At 44.5% G+C, this 16160-nt stretch carries 15 protein-coding genes and 4 pseudogenes; 6 read left to right on the forward strand and 13 right to left on the reverse strand.

All coding sequences use genetic code 11. The annotated features are described in order from the left end of the window. The 3 genes from BM122_RS17250 to BM122_RS17260 form a co-directional block, all read right to left on the reverse strand. Nucleotides 1–317, reverse strand: a 317-nt coding sequence (locus BM122_RS17250) for an IS630 transposase-related protein (RefSeq protein WP_218152143.1), incomplete at its 3' end; no start/stop codon positions are given. Further along, nucleotides 289–654, reverse strand: coding sequence for a transposase (locus BM122_RS26290; protein WP_083398570.1), 366 nt, complete (start codon nt 652–654; stop codon nt 289–291). The genes BM122_RS26290 and BM122_RS17250, both read right to left, overlap by 29 nt. 62 nt (nt 655–716) lie before the next feature. After that, a complete protein-coding gene (locus BM122_RS17260; protein WP_074906812.1) occupies nt 717–1217 on the reverse strand; it encodes a helix-turn-helix domain-containing protein in 501 nt (166 codons plus the stop codon). 762 nt (nt 1218–1979) lie between these two features. On the opposite strand from BM122_RS17260, the pseudogene BM122_RS25415 reads away from it, so the two are divergent. Continuing rightward, nucleotides 1980–2090 (forward strand): annotated as a pseudogene (locus BM122_RS25415) (IS982 family transposase); the annotation flags it as partial. A 256-nt stretch (nt 2091–2346) separates the two neighbouring features. On the opposite strand, the gene BM122_RS17275 reads toward BM122_RS25415, so the two are convergent. From BM122_RS17275 to BM122_RS26295, 4 genes are all read right to left on the reverse strand, one after another. After that, nucleotides 2347–2550, reverse strand: a complete 204-nt coding sequence (locus tag BM122_RS17275; RefSeq protein ID WP_074906814.1) for a CsbD family protein — start codon at nt 2548–2550, stop codon at nt 2347–2349. A 52-nt stretch (nt 2551–2602) separates the two neighbouring features. Then, nucleotides 2603–2758, reverse strand: coding sequence for a hypothetical protein (locus BM122_RS23555; RefSeq protein ID WP_177198197.1), 156 nt, complete (start codon nt 2756–2758; stop codon nt 2603–2605). Nucleotides 2759–3119: 361 nt separating this feature from the next. Further along, complete coding sequence (locus BM122_RS17280; protein WP_083398571.1) at nt 3120–4385, reverse strand: catalase family protein; 1266 nt, start codon at nt 4383–4385, stop codon at nt 3120–3122. A 654-nt stretch (nt 4386–5039) separates the two neighbouring features. Next, nucleotides 5040–5156 (reverse strand): transposase, encoded by a 117-nt coding sequence (locus BM122_RS26295; RefSeq protein WP_074906815.1) that lies wholly within the window; start codon nt 5154–5156, stop codon nt 5040–5042. Between the two features lie 1034 nt (nt 5157–6190). On the opposite strand from BM122_RS26295, the pseudogene BM122_RS17290 reads away from it, so the two are divergent. Together BM122_RS17290 and BM122_RS17295 are read left to right on the forward strand one after the other, a co-directional pair. Continuing rightward, a pseudogene (locus tag BM122_RS17290) lies at nt 6191–7372 on the forward strand (DesA family fatty acid desaturase). 21 nt (nt 7373–7393) lie between these two features. Beyond that, nucleotides 7394–7552, forward strand: a complete 159-nt coding sequence (locus BM122_RS17295; RefSeq protein ID WP_074906816.1) for a DUF3309 family protein — start codon at nt 7394–7396, stop codon at nt 7550–7552. A 677-nt stretch (nt 7553–8229) separates the two neighbouring features. Here the strand turns inward: BM122_RS17295 and BM122_RS17300 are convergent. The 3 genes and pseudogenes from BM122_RS17300 to BM122_RS26300 form a co-directional block, all read right to left on the reverse strand. Further along, nucleotides 8230–8541: a hypothetical protein gene (locus tag BM122_RS17300; protein ID WP_074906817.1), complete on the reverse strand. Its 312-nt coding sequence runs from the start codon at nt 8539–8541 to the stop codon at nt 8230–8232. Nucleotides 8542–8816: 275 nt separating this feature from the next. Continuing rightward, nucleotides 8817–9932: an AI-2E family transporter gene (locus BM122_RS17305; protein ID WP_074906818.1), complete on the reverse strand. Its 1116-nt coding sequence runs from the start codon at nt 9930–9932 to the stop codon at nt 8817–8819. A 288-nt stretch (nt 9933–10220) separates the two neighbouring features. Next, nucleotides 10221–10569 (reverse strand): annotated as a pseudogene (locus tag BM122_RS26300) (IS1595 family transposase); the annotation flags it as partial. A gap of 291 nt (nt 10570–10860) precedes the next feature. On the opposite strand from BM122_RS26300, the gene BM122_RS17310 reads away from it, so the two are divergent. After that, nucleotides 10861–12405, forward strand: a complete 1545-nt coding sequence (locus BM122_RS17310) for an FAD-dependent oxidoreductase (RefSeq protein ID WP_074906819.1) — start codon at nt 10861–10863, stop codon at nt 12403–12405. A gap of 868 nt (nt 12406–13273) precedes the next feature. On the opposite strand, the pseudogene BM122_RS22675 reads toward BM122_RS17310, so the two are convergent. Together BM122_RS22675 and BM122_RS17320 are read right to left on the reverse strand one after the other, a co-directional pair. Then, nucleotides 13274–13393, reverse strand: a pseudogene (locus BM122_RS22675) (IS1595 family transposase); the annotation flags it as partial. A 106-nt stretch (nt 13394–13499) separates the two neighbouring features. Further along, on the reverse strand, nt 13500–13790 hold the full coding sequence (locus BM122_RS17320; RefSeq protein WP_074906821.1) for a hypothetical protein: 291 nt from the start codon (nt 13788–13790) through the stop codon (nt 13500–13502). A 594-nt stretch (nt 13791–14384) separates the two neighbouring features. On the opposite strand from BM122_RS17320, the gene BM122_RS17325 reads away from it, so the two are divergent. Beyond that, complete coding sequence (locus BM122_RS17325) at nt 14385–15263, forward strand: SGNH/GDSL hydrolase family protein (protein WP_074906822.1); 879 nt, start codon at nt 14385–14387, stop codon at nt 15261–15263. Between the two features lie 119 nt (nt 15264–15382). Further along, nucleotides 15383–15622 (forward strand): hypothetical protein, encoded by a 240-nt coding sequence (locus tag BM122_RS17330; RefSeq protein ID WP_074906823.1) that lies wholly within the window; start codon nt 15383–15385, stop codon nt 15620–15622. Nucleotides 15623–15727: 105 nt separating this feature from the next. Here BM122_RS17330 and BM122_RS17335 read toward each other — a convergent pair. Next, nucleotides 15728–16160 (reverse strand): transposase (locus tag BM122_RS17335; RefSeq protein WP_305728217.1); only part of this gene is annotated, 433 nt, incomplete at its 5' end.

The raw sequence follows: 16160 nt of genomic DNA on the forward strand, positions 1-16160 counted from the left end.
AGCGCCAGAAAAATAGCGTTTTGCGCCACACCCAAACGTTTTGCCCGCTCGTACTGATAAGCATCAGGATAATCGCGAATATCCTGCCGCAACACCTCAAGATCAATCTTGCGTTGGCGAAACCCTTGAGGTTTACGATGGATGTTCTTAACCCAACGCGTCACGCTCGCCACGCCAACATCAAACCGGGCCGCAACCTCGGCTATCGTAAGTCCTTTTTTCTCTCTGACAGACAGGACTTTACGGCGGAAATCCAGTGAATAGGCCATCTCTAAATTATAATCAAAATTATCTGGTTGTGCTATAGTAGCGTCCATACAGGATTTTCTTCTTAAAGAATTTCCAATAACGTTCAATCAAGTTAAGATGGGGTGCGGACGGCGGCAAAAATACAAGTTTTATTTTTGAGTCGTTGAGATAGTCACGGATCAGTTGGGATCGATAATAACGCGCATGGTCACAAATAAGGTGAATATAGGCTGCTGCTCGATGGTGTGCCTCGATTTGCTGAAACAGTTGGATAGTCGATTGCGCATTGAGAGTGTCATCATTGCGCACAATGGCCTGCAGACTGATCGTATTGATCGCGCCATTGATATTCAAGCGTTGCCGGCCAGTATGAGTGCGAATGTCGCGATCCTGGCTGCGTTTGATCCATCCGTAACTGGCTACCGATTATGATGGGGATGAGTGGCATCCATGAAATACATTGGATCTTAGGGCGCTTTATTTGCCTTGAGTGCTTCATAGCATTGCACAAAGGTACGTTGTTTCTCGGCATCAGCCTTACCCGGCACCAGCTTTGGCTTTTTATAGACATAGCCCATGCGGTATAAAAGTTGGGTTATGCCGCTTTCGCTGTAGGAGACACCCCAGGTTTGTTCAACATAATACGCGATTTCTTTGGCAGTCAAATACAGATTTTGATGTAAATGCTGATCTAATGCTTGTTTCTGCAGCTCATTCAGAAAAGACTCGCTACTGCCAGCCTCAAACTTCTGTAGCGCAGGCAAGCCCCCCTTGCGATAACGCTTATAATGATTACGTACGGTTTCCCGATCCATCATGAGCGCTTCAGCCACTTGAGTAACCGACCAGCCTTTCCCTGATAGGTAGACCGCTTTTAGTCGGTCAGCATAACGCTTGTCTTTGGTTTGACGGTGCGCTCCCTCTAAATTGGCAATTTCTTGTGCAGTGAGTGTGTAATGGGATGACATATTAAAATTCTAATATATTCGCAACTATGCCGCATTAACTTAAACCAATTTTTGATTCACGAGAAGTATATTAAAAAAAGTACATGATGCGCTTAAAAAAAAAGATAAAAATGCTATGTTATATCGTAACCAGTTAAGAATGATTCAGAATATATAGAATTTGAAGAGCATCTCAACGGTTTGGTTGTGTTGTTTACGCAGTACTTTGGCGTATGCCCATTTGTGCTGGGTGAGACAATGAGCATACTCTTTGAATCGTTTTTAGCTGGTTTTGCTATAGCACCTTCCCTACTTCTACTTATTACTTAGGGGTACAGGTCTAGAATAAAGAATTTGTATTCTAGCTTTCATATCGCTATTTTTTCTTTATTCGCGACCTAACCCTGAGGAACCCCCAAAACGCTTATTACTCAAAGTTTAAAAAAAGTGACGGGTCGTGCCGTTACCAAACAAATCTTCAAATTTGTTCCTTTTATTGGCTGGGCAGCAAATGCTGCTATTGGTTTTGGAGCAATAAAATTGTTAGTAATTCATACGTTGATGACTGCTACGATGTTTGTAAAAGACTTTTGGTCGAGAGAGTCATTCAGACTCCTAACATTTGGTTCCAAAGCCCGCAGGCAAGCTGTGCTTGCAGGTGCCCTCCGCCCTTTGAGCGTTGGCGGCCTTTAAACTCAAACGTTACGGTATCAGGGTCAGGCGGCGAATAAAGAAAAAATAGCGATATGAAAGCTAGAATATAAGCTCTTTATTCTAGACCTGAACATCTCACAAATTGAGCACTCCCGCCATCGCAGCCCATTTAATTTCTTTAATCTAATAGCTGGGCGAGTGGCTTACACTTTTCGGGAGAAGAAACCATCCCTTACTTAGTATTAAGTTTTCTCAGGTTCTTCCAGCCGTAGTATGATGATTCTTATGTCGAACTCGCGTTACATTACCAACCATCAGAAAGTCTGGCGGATAATGTTATTGCAGAAGCAAAGCCAGCTGCTATCGACAGGTAAGACAGAATTTGTTTATGACTTCCTTGACACGCGGACTTCGCTTGACTAACAATAAAAATTGGTTGCACAGTATGTCGCTTTCGCAGCATACTGCTCTGCTTTACACAAGAGAAGGGCACTCCTTAATCTTTTAGGTTTCTTTCCCATTCGCCAACTTGCTTTTCCGCTTCTTCCTTACTGATTCCATATGATTCCTGAATACTGCCAACCAACTGATCGCGCTTCCCGGCAATCGTGTCAAGATGATCATCAGTGATTTTGCCCCATTGTTCCTTGATTTTACCTTTGAATTGTTTCCAGTTACCTTCTATTTGATTCCAGTTCATTTTGCAGCTCCTTTTTAAGTTTGAATTGAGTTTCTACTGCTTGATGCTCATTTCACCAAGGACGTTTGTTTTTTACATCCTTGATTTTCTGTGCGACCTCAATTGTCCTGTCAATCTGAGTTTGGTTTTCAACAGACCTGCTGAGTTGAACTTTTCCATCGTGCGCCACAACACTAATTTTTGCCGACAATGTCTTTTGTTTGGCCATTCACCCAATCCTTGTTCATGATGAATTCCTCAATAATAAGTTAAGCATCCATAAAAAGTACCAGGGTCGGTTCGCGTGCTACAGGCCGCATCATTAATTTACGTGTGGTTAACTTTATTGTAATGTTGGCATGACTACGCTTCTGTGCGCTAGCTAACATAATACTCAATATAATATTTTTTTTCTAAAGCAGAGCTGATTCACTTTCAAAAATAATTATCGATTTCCGATTTTTAGCCATGTGCTCATGTGCGAACGATTTCTCAGGACGGGCTGACCAAATCGTCCAAGCGCTGCTGCGAGCAGAGATCAGCAAGCTCCGGTATCGTATGCCTTGTTAAAAATCAGTTTCGATGTGACTTTATCGGTAATCGCGTTCGTCACTGCGTTTGATTATTGCTTCTTCTGTATCTCTGGGTAAATCTGGTTTAAAAAACTCATTGCCAGTCGGCTCGGCCGGCGTGATGGCGTTCATGCTGCGCCTAAGGTTGGCAATGGACGAGTAAACAACTTTGCGGATCCGATTGACCCCGCCGAGCGGTCGGTGTTCGGATACCGAGTGCCAAGGCGTGTACGAAAGGTTTTCACAGAATTTGTGTTGTGCTGGCTTGTCGAAGTCTTGTTTGGGGATCGTGATAGTGGCAATTTTAAAAAATGGTGCGACGCTCTCCTCCCACTCACTCGTGGACATCTCGACGCTGAGTGCTGCGCCTGTGGGTGTGCTGGTATCACGCGTCTGGATCAGGAATTCGAAGCAAGCGTCATGAGTGCTGAGGTGTTGCTGCATCGCTGTGCGCAGGTAATTGGGATCCTGAGGCCTGGCTGACGGGAGAGTGTTGTCCATTTGAATGCAAGGTTTTGCGGAGTATTTCATTGCACGACGGTTCACACCAGAGCCTAACTGATAAGGTACCATCGACCAGTAGCGCGAGTAGAGCGGATTGCCGATTTTCTTGCCACTGATCTTTGCCGCGATGATCGAGCCTTCGATCCCGAGCGAAAGTGGTGCGGATAACCGGGTTAGCAGACTTGAACTGCTGCGCGCTTGAATGAGGCTCAAATATTTCTGTGGATCGTTGATGAAGAACACGGGATGATTGATCATCATAAAATCCTGAGTATAGTTCTCGTCGGTCAGGAGTTTTACCCCGGGAACGCCCATGAGTTTGATCGCCATGCCCCGCCCGTCGCCTTCCTTGTCTTCGGCCGTTGGATCGCTGCCACCGTTTGAAAAGCGTATCCAAGCCTTATAGCGCGCACTAGGCTGGAAGATACCGTGCTGGTGTTCGTCCCGAAGCGTTTTGTTAACCTGGAAGTCCGCCAGCACGCAACCGTGCGCTTTGGTGTGAACGTGGCGGAGCGCGAGAAGGTTATCCATATAGCGCGATTTGATCGTTTGTTCGATGCTTTCCGTGATAGCCAGCGTTGCGGCTTCTTCCCCTGGCCAGGGCGATTCGCCGAGCTCAATGTCATATTCGATGTGGCTGGCCGGTGTCGGCTGGCTGCCTGAGTGCCCTGTGTTCGAAAGCCGACTTTCTTCCGGGAAACTGCAAGCGGTCACAAATATCAGACCTGATAAAAGTACTGCAAGCATTGTTAAAATTGAGTGGTGGGCGAGTGGTTGCATAATGGTCTCATGTAAACGCGGGACAGGAATTCGAGGCATTAGCTGGATGGGCCTAAAAATGGTAATTTTTCAGTTCCGTTTGGACTAAGGCTGGTAAAAACCCATTCCCTTCGATAGTTAACCCAAACAGGGCCGGAAGGTATGCTTAATCTCCCTAGTAAGTATTTACTGAAGTTTATATTTAAAAGTATTACAGGAATCGGGCATCGGGTATGTACGCTAGCACACAATGAAAGTGCCTACGAGTAGAAGCAGGGGTGTAATTGCCAGGTATCAATCAGTTAGTTCCCATTGCGACCGGGCTCTGTGATGTAACCCTGACTGTAGTAGAACAAATCGGCATGTTGCCGTTTCTATCCTCTTTGATTACACATTTGTTCGTTACCGCACCGACTGCGATTTGGATTAGTTTTATCAAATAACTAAAGTTTCAGAGTTCATTTAGAGCGCCGGTGATGATCGCATGAAATAGCCGTCCTAATTACCAACAAAGCTTATATCGATACTATTGTTATAAACTCTCTGTCGCATCTGGGCAATATGTCGGCTCCTTTGGTTTGTTTAGCGATCACCAGCAGACAAAAGCGGATAGCCGCCAAATAGATAGAAGCGGTATAAGAAACTGTTTGGAAATTCCTGTTTTATGTCAAGCGCCTAAACATTGCGGGTCATGGCGATGTAAATCAAGGTTTCATCCGTCCGAGTAATGCGCTCATAGTTTTTACTAAGCCTGCGTGAATGATTCAGCCATCCAAAAGTGCGCTCGGCCATTCAGCGACGAGGCAGTAGCCCAAATTTCCTGGTTTTTCTGGGGCCAACACCACCTCCAGACAGAATTAAACCATTCTGAGGCCCAGTCTACTAAACGACCCCTCATAGCCGCTATTCTCCCCAATCCTCTTCAATTTTTTGCATCTTCCCGGCAAATGACGCAACAGCAGACAAGCACCGTCACGATCCTGCATACTGGCAACAGTCTCTACCACTGCCAACAGTAATCCCAGTATGCTGCCGGAATGTGACGTTTATGGCCATTGATCTTCTTGCCTGCATCATAACAACAGTGCTCAGGAGCTGCGGTACATCTGGCGATTTGGCGGTCCAGGCAGCCTACCGCCGGCTGTTTGTGTCCTCCACATTTCTCTCGCAAGCGAGAACGCAACAAGTGTTGAAGTCGTTCTTATGTGCCATTAGTCCATTTCTAAATCAAACATGACGCGAAGGCGAGCCGCAGTCAGTATAAATAATACGGCAAGGTGAAGTCGACAAAGTCAGTTTTGATTTAGGAATGGGGTTAGACAACCCATTCGACGAAGCGACCCTGGAAATGAGCTTTGGCTCGTGGGTCACTCTGCTGTACTTTCTTGTGCTGCCCTTTTCCCTGCATATCAGATTTCAGATCTGAAAAACACAAGAAATTCTATTTCTTCGCGGGCCTGATCAATAAGATTGGCATCAAGAAACCAATCTTCTTCGTGCCAGATCAATAAGCTAATTCACTACCTTCAGAGTACATAAAATGAAATGTGTGCGCTAGCGCACAGAAACAACAGGGGATTAGGTGTACTTTTTTATCGTACGAAAGTAGAGCTTGGGTTGAAAGCATTACGTGCTATTTAAGCATTACGTGCTATTTAAGCATTACGTGCTATTTAAGATAGATGCTTTGTATTGAAAATCCGGTGCAGAGTTGTTTGGTTTGGTTAACGCGGACAACAGTTATAGAAGAGAGAGAAAACCAAACAAGAGATGAAGCGGGCAGGATAATGATGGGTATAAACTTTATTTTAACGTAGGATCTATTTATGCAGCTTGGTTTGTTTGAGCTTCCTTGGTGGGGTTATGCACTGGTTACGTTGGGTTTGACTCATATGACCATCGCCTCGGTGACAATTTTTCTACACCGGTACCACGCACACCGAACGCTGGAGCTGCATCCTATAGCCAATCACTGCTTCCGCTTCTGGTTGTGGCTCACTACCGGAATGGTCGCCAAGGAATGGGTGGCCATTCACCGCAAGCACCACGCTAAGTGTGACATTTTTGAAGATCCACATAGCCCGCAGATCTATGGCATCGGAACAATCCTGTTCAAGGGTGCCAAACTCTATCGTATAGAAGCCAGGAACACCGCAACGCTAGAGAAATATGGTCACGGCACTTCAGATGACTGGTTTGAGCGCAGTCTGTATTCAAAGCATACCGTACTCGGTATTGGCATCATGCTGGCGATTGATCTCGTCTTTTTTGGTTCGATAGGTCTCATCATGTGGGGCGTACAGATGGTATGGATCCCGTTCTTCGCCGCCGGTGTGATCAACGGCGTCGGCCACTACTGGGGTTATCGTAATTTCGCATCGAATGACACCTCTACCAACCTTGTGCCGTGGGGCATTCTGATTGGAGGTGAGGAGTTGCACAACAATCACCATGCCTATGTGGCTTCTGCCAAGCTGTCTAGCAAGTGGTGGGAATTCGACATTGGCTGGGTGTACATTTGCGCGCTGGAGATAATGGGCTTGGCCACGGTGCATAAAGTGGCACCCAAGGTTCGTTTTAACCTCACCAGACTCGCTGCTGCGATATAGAGATGCTGCAAGCCATCATCACTCATCGCTACGACGTGCTGGCCAGGTACGCAAAATACCTGAAGCAGACCGCAATAGCTGAAATTAGCAATTTGCACGCCAGAAATCCCACAGGCCTGCAAGAGGCCACTGCTCTGGAAGCGGTTAAGCATTGGTTGCAAAGGGATGCGGGTGAGCTGCCGGAGAAAGAGCGGGCAGCCCTGCAGCAGGCGCGCCATTACATCGAGGTGCTAAAGGACCATCTCCTCGATGCGGCAGGAACTGACCGTTCTGTGGAGCCGCTCTACTGCATCCAAGGAACAGCTTGTAAAGCAATTGGAAAACTGGTGTCAGCACGCCGAGGAGAGCGGCATCAGAGCATTGCAAGAATTCTCCCGGAAATTGCGTTGTTATGACTAACCGTTTGGAAGGAGAAATAAAATGACATTAGGAACAATACTACTGATCATTCTGATTCTGATCCTGCTTGGTGTGATTCCAACGTGGCCCTACAGCCGTGGGTGGGGTTACGCCCCCAGCGGCATTCTCGGGATAGCGTTGCTGATCTTGGTCATTCTGATGCTGATGGGCCGAATATAGCGCTCGATTAATTGCGTGGAAAGTTATATAGGCAAAGTAATGAGAGGAGATTACCAAACAGGTTCTGTGCTTTAACGCGCAGGATCTGTTTTGCGTATTTTTTTAGCGAACGAAGGGAAGCGAATACCGGCATGATTGCTGGGAGGCGCGATTAGTTGGCTGGCAATAACCAAGAAATTTATAGCGGAGTTATGAACGATATTGGGGTCAAGGTATGGGGCCAGGTCGCGAATAAAGAAAAAATAGAGATGTGAAAGCTAGAATATAAGCTCTTTATTCTAGACCCGAACATCCCGCTAGAATTTTCAAGTATTTTTGTGATTTTTATACGCATCTCACACGGGTTTGTTTCAGCATTCTGCATATAATGCGGCAAAATTGTCGGCCAAATACTCGAAATGCTTGATTATGCATTTTCCCCTCAGCTCGTTTTTCTCATAGTAATACTGTGGTTCAAGTACGCATTTTCGATGCTTGACGACTGCGGCCATTATAATGCTTTGGGCGCGTTTGTTGACATATTTTGGTACTTTTGAGCCTCGAAACTTCCCTGAGCTGTTACCACAGGGTTAGCCATCCCCATATAAAGCCTTCGACTACATTCGCTGGCAAACTGTCAATGCTGGCAATCTCACCCGCCAATTCCGCGGTACAGATTACCAAACGCTAAAATGCTATCAATCAACTGCGCGGCTTAGGTAGGCTTGTTTTAATAATGTTCTGCAATGCAACTTCAATGGCTTAATATCGTTTTTGAGCGCCAGGATGCGCCGGGCATCTTCAATGATCATTTTGCCGACCCATTCCACTTCATAGCTAAATGAGGCATGGGATTGCCATGTGATAATATTATCAGCGTACTTGCGGCCCACGCCAGGAATCTTCAGCAAGATAGATAAGCGCAGACGTGGCTGCTTAGTTAATTCGTCTATGTTGCTAATGAAGCGTAAGAACCAAAGATTATCAGCTTCTTTGGTAATGTCCAGCAAGCAGGGGCATACTGCATGCAGATCGCTCTGAAGGTGGCTTTGTACTTAAGGAACAGGTCTAGAATAAAGAATTTATATTCTAGCTTTCGGATCTCTATTTTTTTCTTTATTCGCGGCTTACCCCGGATATCGATTTATAATTCCAGGAAAAATTATTTTACCCACTCAAAAAAGGGAATACTCTAATTTTTTTATCGGTCACTACCCACAGATTCTGCGAGAAGGCTTAATTTACAAGCTGTAAAAAATATACAGTAACCTCCTACTCATTATAATTATTTTTCAGATTTGCTTTTTATTAAATCATCTGTGTTTGTTTCAATTTCCGAACTACCTTGATTGGCATATTTATCGGCATTAAAATCCTCACTGAAAATTTGCCAAAATGCGACGAACAAAACAGCAATAAGTGGACCGACGACGAATCCATTGATCCCCATTAGCGTAAGCCCGCCCAGTGTCGACAATAAAACCATCCAATCAGGTAATCTGGTATCTCGACCAACCAAAATCGGCCGCAAAACGTTATCTGTCAGCCCAATAATAAAAACACCATAGGCAATTAACACCGTAGCCTCGAACCACTGTGTAATCGTATACAAATACATAGCAGTGGGCGCCCATACCAGACCCGCACCGATAACCGGAATCATCGAAAAAATCATCATAATCACACCCCATAACAACGGAGACGGAATTCCTAAAATCCAGAAAATAAGTCCACCCAACATCCCTTGAACTATAGCAACCAGTAAATTTCCTTTAACTGTAGCTCTGGCAACCCCAGCAATATTTTGGAAAAGCAACCGCTCGCGTTCGTCACCCATTGGTATGACACGAATGAGTTTTTCAATCAACTGCCGACCATCGCGCAATAGAAAGAACGCAATGTATAACATTAATGCAAGCTTAGTAAAAAAGTTAAAAGTACCCATACCTAACGCTACGGCATTCTGCGTCAGAAAACCACCAATCCCCACAACTGCTGCGGTCACATTTTCTTGCAATGAAGCGATATCTATATCCATCCGTTCAAGAAATTGCTGTATTACGGGAAACGCTTGTCGAATCTGATCGAAATATTGCGCTAGCTGAATTTCACCATTTTCAATACGTTGGTAAAGCGCACTGCCCTGCTGAAAAAAAGATGTCAACAACAACAAAACAGGGATAACAACTAAAAATATACAAGCCATCAGTGTAATTAATGCAGTCAGATTAGGCAGCTCACCCAATTTCTTTTTCAACCAAAGTTGCACTGGATGAAACAGGATTGCGATAATGCAAGCCCATAAAATGGGTGCAAAAAACGGTTTAAGCAGAAATAAAAAAAGGCCCGTAACAAACGTTAGTGCAATCAAGAATGTTTGTCGCTCAAGTATTTTGGTCATCACAGAGTCCTAGTTATATCAACGCACTTTGGGAAAGTTATAGTCGTTGGAATAGCAGCTGAAATGCACCTAATTCACTTTCCAAATCAAAAATGACGCGAAGGCGAGCCGCAGACAGTATAAATAATACGGCAAGGTGAAGTTGACAAAGTCAGTTTTGATTTAGAAATGGAATAAATAATTAAAATTTTGCAAAAATAAAAGTCCTCTTCTCATTTATATTAAGAGCCTGAGAAAGCCTATATATGATTAAATATACAAACGAACAAGAAGACTCCTGTTACTTGATTAGCGTACAATCTGGCAAAAGACTATGTTTGTATTAATAGTTGAAAGCTGATTTTCTCGCCCGAGATCGGCCTGGAGTTCAACGATTGGCGAGTTGTGCTCGCCCCAACGTTCCAATCATTACGCCAGCCTGGATACTTTCCAAATATATGGTCGCGACCCCATAAAATCTTTACATCCACTGTTTGAGTCGACTCTCGCATGCATTAATGTTCTTGATATGGTAAACGCCAGCAATAACTTGAATGCCAGCAGAGAGATTGATGGGACAATGGGTCATTGCGAGGCTATGAGCTACAGATCAGTAGACAGCAGTGCCATTAATACAGAAAATGGCCTCCTGCGCTATTCATTCTCACAAAAAGTGAATCGAGATTCTCGTGGATTATTACGAAATGTCAACAAAACCTAAACTCTAGTTAAGTAGTTATTTTCAATAAATCATCTTATACTTTTACTACATAAAAAATTCCGCACCAGTAGCAGCAAGAAATTTTTCAAGCTGGATTTCAGCGATTTCTTGAATATGTGCTGCATCACACAGACTCCATGGCTATTATGAGCTAAATTAGTGCTAGCGCAGCCATTTATTTATTACATTGTGCCACCAAGGTTTCTGGCTACTTATAAAGGAGAAGACATGCATAATACTAGAAATAACTCTTCCGTCTCTATCTGGCAAGCCACAACAACTCTTCCTGCTTTTCCACCTCTTGAGGGTGATGTTGAAACTGACGTATGCGTAATAGGTGCCGGTATTGCTGGTCTTACCACAGCGTATCTTCTAACCGAACAAAATCAAAAAGTAGTATTAATAGATGCCCATTGCATTGGTAGTGGTGAAACCGGGCGTACCACAGCACATTTTTTTCCTCCAGACGAATGGTATCACAACATTGAAGACCATTTTGGGGCCGAGCACGCCACCTTAGTCGCCAATAGTTTTTCTAAAGCACTCGATTTAGTTGAATCTATTATTAAAAAAGAACAAATTGATTGTTCATTCGAGCGCTTGGATGGATATTTATATGCCTGCTCTGAGAAAGACTTTAAAAATATCGAAAAGGAATTCAATGCCGCACACAGAGCGGGCGTCGCTGTCCAGAAACTGGAGCAAGTTCCTGGTATAAGTTTCACTACCGGCCCTTGCATACAATATTCTAACCAAGCCCAGTTCCATCCACTTAGATATTTAAACGGATTAGCAAAGGCTTTTGTGCGTAATGCCGGTATCGTCCATTGTGGTACTCGTGCACTAAAGATCGAAGGCGACAAATTAATGCAGACAGTGAGTACGGATGGCGGAAAAATTAAAGCCAAATCTGTAGTCGTCGCCACGAATACTCCCTTCAATAATAAATTAGTCATACACACCAAACAAGCCGCATACAGAACATACGTTATCGGCGTACGTGTTCCTAAGAAAAGCGTGCCACGCATTCTAATGTGGGATACTGGCGATCCCTATTACTATGTGCGCCTGGAAACGCCAGATTCCGAAAGCGACTCTGAAATACTTGTTGTTGGTGGGAGGGATCATAAGGTAGGACAAGATGATCATCCTGAGCATCGTTATGATGAAATTGAAGAGTGGGTCCGTGAACGCTTTCCAATGGCTCAATCGGTTGAATATCGATGGTCAGGCGAAATCATGGAACCTGCGGATGGCTTAGCGTTTCTCGGACACAATCCGATAGATGACAAGAATGTATATGTGATCACGGGTGATTCAGGTAATGGGATGACACACGGCACGCTCGGTGGAATGATTATCACTGATTTGATTATGGGGAGGGATAACCCATGGATTTCCCTCTACAATCCAGCACGGAAAGCCATTCATGGAATTTCTGATTTTGTTACTGAACAAGCTAATACACAGGTTCAGTATGTCGACTGGCTAAAAGGAAGCGAGGTAGCCTCTGTCCAAGAGATCTTGGCAGGGCAAGGTGCAATTGTTCGAGATGGTCTCCACAAATGGGCTGTTTATAGGGATGACCAAGGGGAATTGCATGCCGTGTCGGCTAAGTGTACCCATTTAGGATGCGTTGTTCACTTCAATTCCGCGGAACGTTCATGGGATTGCCCTTGCCATGGGTCACGCTTTGATACGAATGGTGAAGTATTACATGGTCCTGCTTCAACTCCTCTTGCTCCCGTAAATCTCGAACTCATTAAAACTTAGGAGTACAAAATGGATGACAAAAAACGAACCGCGTCATAAGTAGTGCCAGCCCGAGAACCCTATTTTGGGCCGTGGTAGATCTGGCTTTTGAGTAATCCCAGGAAATATAATGAAACTATGTATTCAAAAAAGCCCTGATTGCATGTTTTGAGAGGAAGAGTATAAAAAATACGATTTTTACCCAGTACTCACCGCTTGGGCTGGCAATCAGGGCTTTTTTGCGTTAGCTCGGAGGCTTAAGTTGCTTGCTGTTGCCTTATTGAATGACACTTTATTGCTTCGCGCTCGCGTTTGATATGTTGCTGTCATAACATGCTACCGATCTGGTGGATATTAATGCTGAAAATGGCTAATGCAACATAATGTTTACAGCCAGCGGTGCCAGGATCCGGATATTTGTTCAGACCATGCACCTCCCGCGCTGGATGCCTGATTTTGCCGCTGAGGGGCGCGCCGACTTTAACGAATGCTTCGGTTTGTTCTGCCGCTTTACGATCTTTGGATTGCCTTCCTTTTTATTAGGGAGCATAACTTGGTCGAGCTGTCTGGCTGATTCAGCCTAGTTGGCAGATAAATGCAAGCTTTTATCGAACTGCAAGCATGAGTGTGGGTATCGTCCTTTTACCAGGAGATTCCACAGTGTCATGCCAAGTCGGCTATTCCGCTTGTCTATTTTGGAAATAATCTTGCTTTCCGGTAAGGCAAAAAATTTCTAGCACAATGCCGCGTCCAGGTACAAATGCTACAAGCCGCGCAGTATTTTTGAGATGTTATCTTACGATCTGGGCGCCAGCAGGATAAGGTGCATCGGCTGCTACAGAGCCTTAAAGCGGTGTTCAAGCTCACAACACTGGGCTATTCACTGCCATATTTTAAGGAAAATATTGTTAACCGATTTCACCGAAATATTCGTCAATTGTGCAGTACGGGTAGCAGTGAAATCCAAAGAAAAGCACCGAATAAATTGCCTGAATTTGGCTTCTCTAATTCGAGAACGGAAAGAGTATTTATTTTTAGCTTGCCTCTTAGGAAGTTAGCTTACTTTAATAAGTGCTTAACTTCCTAAGACCAAAACAAATAAATACAACATAATATTATTTATCAGTCGCATCTCTGACTGTATCTGCCTCATCTTCCAATTTATCAGCCGTATCTTCTGCTGATTTTCTTATTTGCTTTGCTTGCTCTTCCTTTCTATCAGCTCTTGCTTCACCAGCTTTTTCAGTTGCTTTACTCATTTCTTTGTCTTCCTTGCGGATTTGATCTGCTCTGTCTTCTAATCGATCAGCTTCTCTCTCCGCTCTGTCGCTAGCAGAACAACTAACAGAAGTTAAAATTAATAAAGAAGCGCTGATTAACAGGGTTAATTTATTTGATTTATTCATTTCTATGACCTCCAATTATTAAGTTAATTATTTTTATCCTTTTGAAGGATTTAATTTTTATTATTTATAATTCCGCTGCTTCAATAGATTATCTAATATGGTGATTAATTCAATACGTGCAAACACGTAGGGTCGTTGACATTTCACAGAAATAATCACAGATATATATAAGGCACGGCATTATGCTTTCGTAATCTCTCTCCAGCTTGCTATATCGTGTTACTCTGCTCGATATTATTGTCTTCAATATTGCAGCAGGCGCAAGTCTGCCAGGATGCTACTTCGCTTCATTGGAGGGAGGTTAAATTCGTGGAGATACCTCAGGGAAAAACTCCCTTAAAAAAGAAAAGGGGAAAAATTCACTTTTTACCAGAAAAAGCAGGTGAAGCTGTCATCTGAAATTTTCTCTGCCATAGCGAAATTTTAAGGTTAGTACAGAGGTCATCGAATGGAAAAGGGAACGCTGCCTATTTTTATTGAATTTATGCATGAAAAGAATAATATAGCGTTAAATTTTCTTTGCAATATTCTTTGCAATCAGTGTGCAGTGCATGAGGAGTACCATGAACTGGAACTATCAGAAAGGGGGTTGCTATGTTAAATGAGAACTTCGAGCAGATGGATAGCTGGACAAGTGAGCAGGTCGCCAAATTCAAAGAAGCAGCAAAGTTGAAAGAGATCCAGCCAAGAGAAAGAGCAATAGATTTCCTGTTAGAAACAGCCGCCAAGAAGCCTGGCAGGATTATCGCTGAGGGAGACTCGTGGTTCGATTACCTGCCGGGCACCGATCTCATCGACTGTCTTAAAAACCATTATAGCTACGATATCGAGAATTATGCTAAGCCAGGCGATACCTTGGAAAACATGATTTTCGGCACCGGGATTAACAAACGCTTCCAACGAGTTGCTCCACAGATTGAGACTGTACTGCGCCGGATAAAGGAGGTGCAACCGAAAGTGTTTCTGTTCTCGGGAGGTGGAAACGATGTGGCCGGTGACGAGTTCGAGTCGTATCTGAGTCACAAGAATAGTGGTTTGCCCGCTTTACGGGAGGATTTCGTCGACAATATGATCAATATCGTATTTCGTCAATACTTCACAGAGCTTATCAAGCGGGTTGCAGCAGTATCGCCGGCTACGCAGATAGTAGCCCATGGTTATGGTCGCACGATTCCAACGGGAGAAAGCGTGGATTTCCTGTTTTTCACCTTTGCAGGACCGTGGCTGCGGCCGGCGCTTGCAAAAAAAGGAATCTTCGATGCTACTGAACAGCAAAGTCTCGTGTTTGAGCTTATTGACAGATACAATGAGATGCTGCAAGAGATGGCGCACGTTCACGCCAACTTCCACCATATCGATCTGCGCCCAATGCTCAGTCCTGAAAGTGACTGGGCAAACGAGCTTCACTTGAAGAATAGCGCTTATGCACGCTCGGCTGCAAAGATCCACGATAAAATACAATCCTTGCTTTAACCATCGTGATAGACAATGGTGAGAGACTATCGAAATGGGTATTTAGGAAGCGGAGTGACCGGAGGCGTTGTTGATTACCTTGTCTTACCCCAATTAAACGTGTCACGGTAGCAAAAAACATGATGACCGATTACAGGGCTGTTCCCGTTGCTTTTCGTGCCACTGCGGCGGATGCGGTACGTTACAAAACACAGAGTCTATTATGGCTTGCCGCCATCTATCTGCATACGGTAGTGGTGCTTGCCGGCCTGCTGCCCTTATGGAGTCTGGTGCTAAGTATAGCTGTGTTCGTAGTGCGCTGGATGCTTTCTACCCATGAGCTGTTACATCTTCGTAGCGCTTGTGAAGTCGGTCCATAACGCGCTTGCTACCACTGTTACTTACGCCATTACAATTAGGCTATCGTGAATACCTCATCATTCATCTTCGCCATCATCGTTATAGCCTAACCAGTTAAGAATGATTCAGAATGTATAGGATTTGAAAAGCATCTCAACGGTCTGGTTTTGTTGTTTACGCAGTGCTTTGGCCTGTGCCCATTTATGTTCGATGGGATTAAGATCAGGAGAATAAGCGGGTAAGTATTCAAGGGTGTGCCCAGCGTTTTGTATGGCCTCTTGCGTATCCTGCCTCTTATGGAAGGTAGCATTGTCCATCACAACGACCGCATGTGACGGCAATTTAGGCAACAGGTCCTGCATCGCCCATCCATGAAATACATCGGCGCTGATATTGACTGCAAACAGGCTGACGGTTATCAATAGCTTTCCGATCAACGCTCCCATTGCGTTGATACGACCTGGCGCATGCCAGTCATGCGTGCCATGACATCTCTGGCCAGCGGGTGCATAACCGTGCGTGCGCGGCGCATCCTGTGCAAACCCACTTTCATCAATA

The organism is Nitrosomonas communis (genome assembly GCF_900114745.1).
Taxonomy (GTDB): domain Bacteria; phylum Pseudomonadota; class Gammaproteobacteria; order Burkholderiales; family Nitrosomonadaceae; genus Nitrosomonas; species Nitrosomonas communis_A.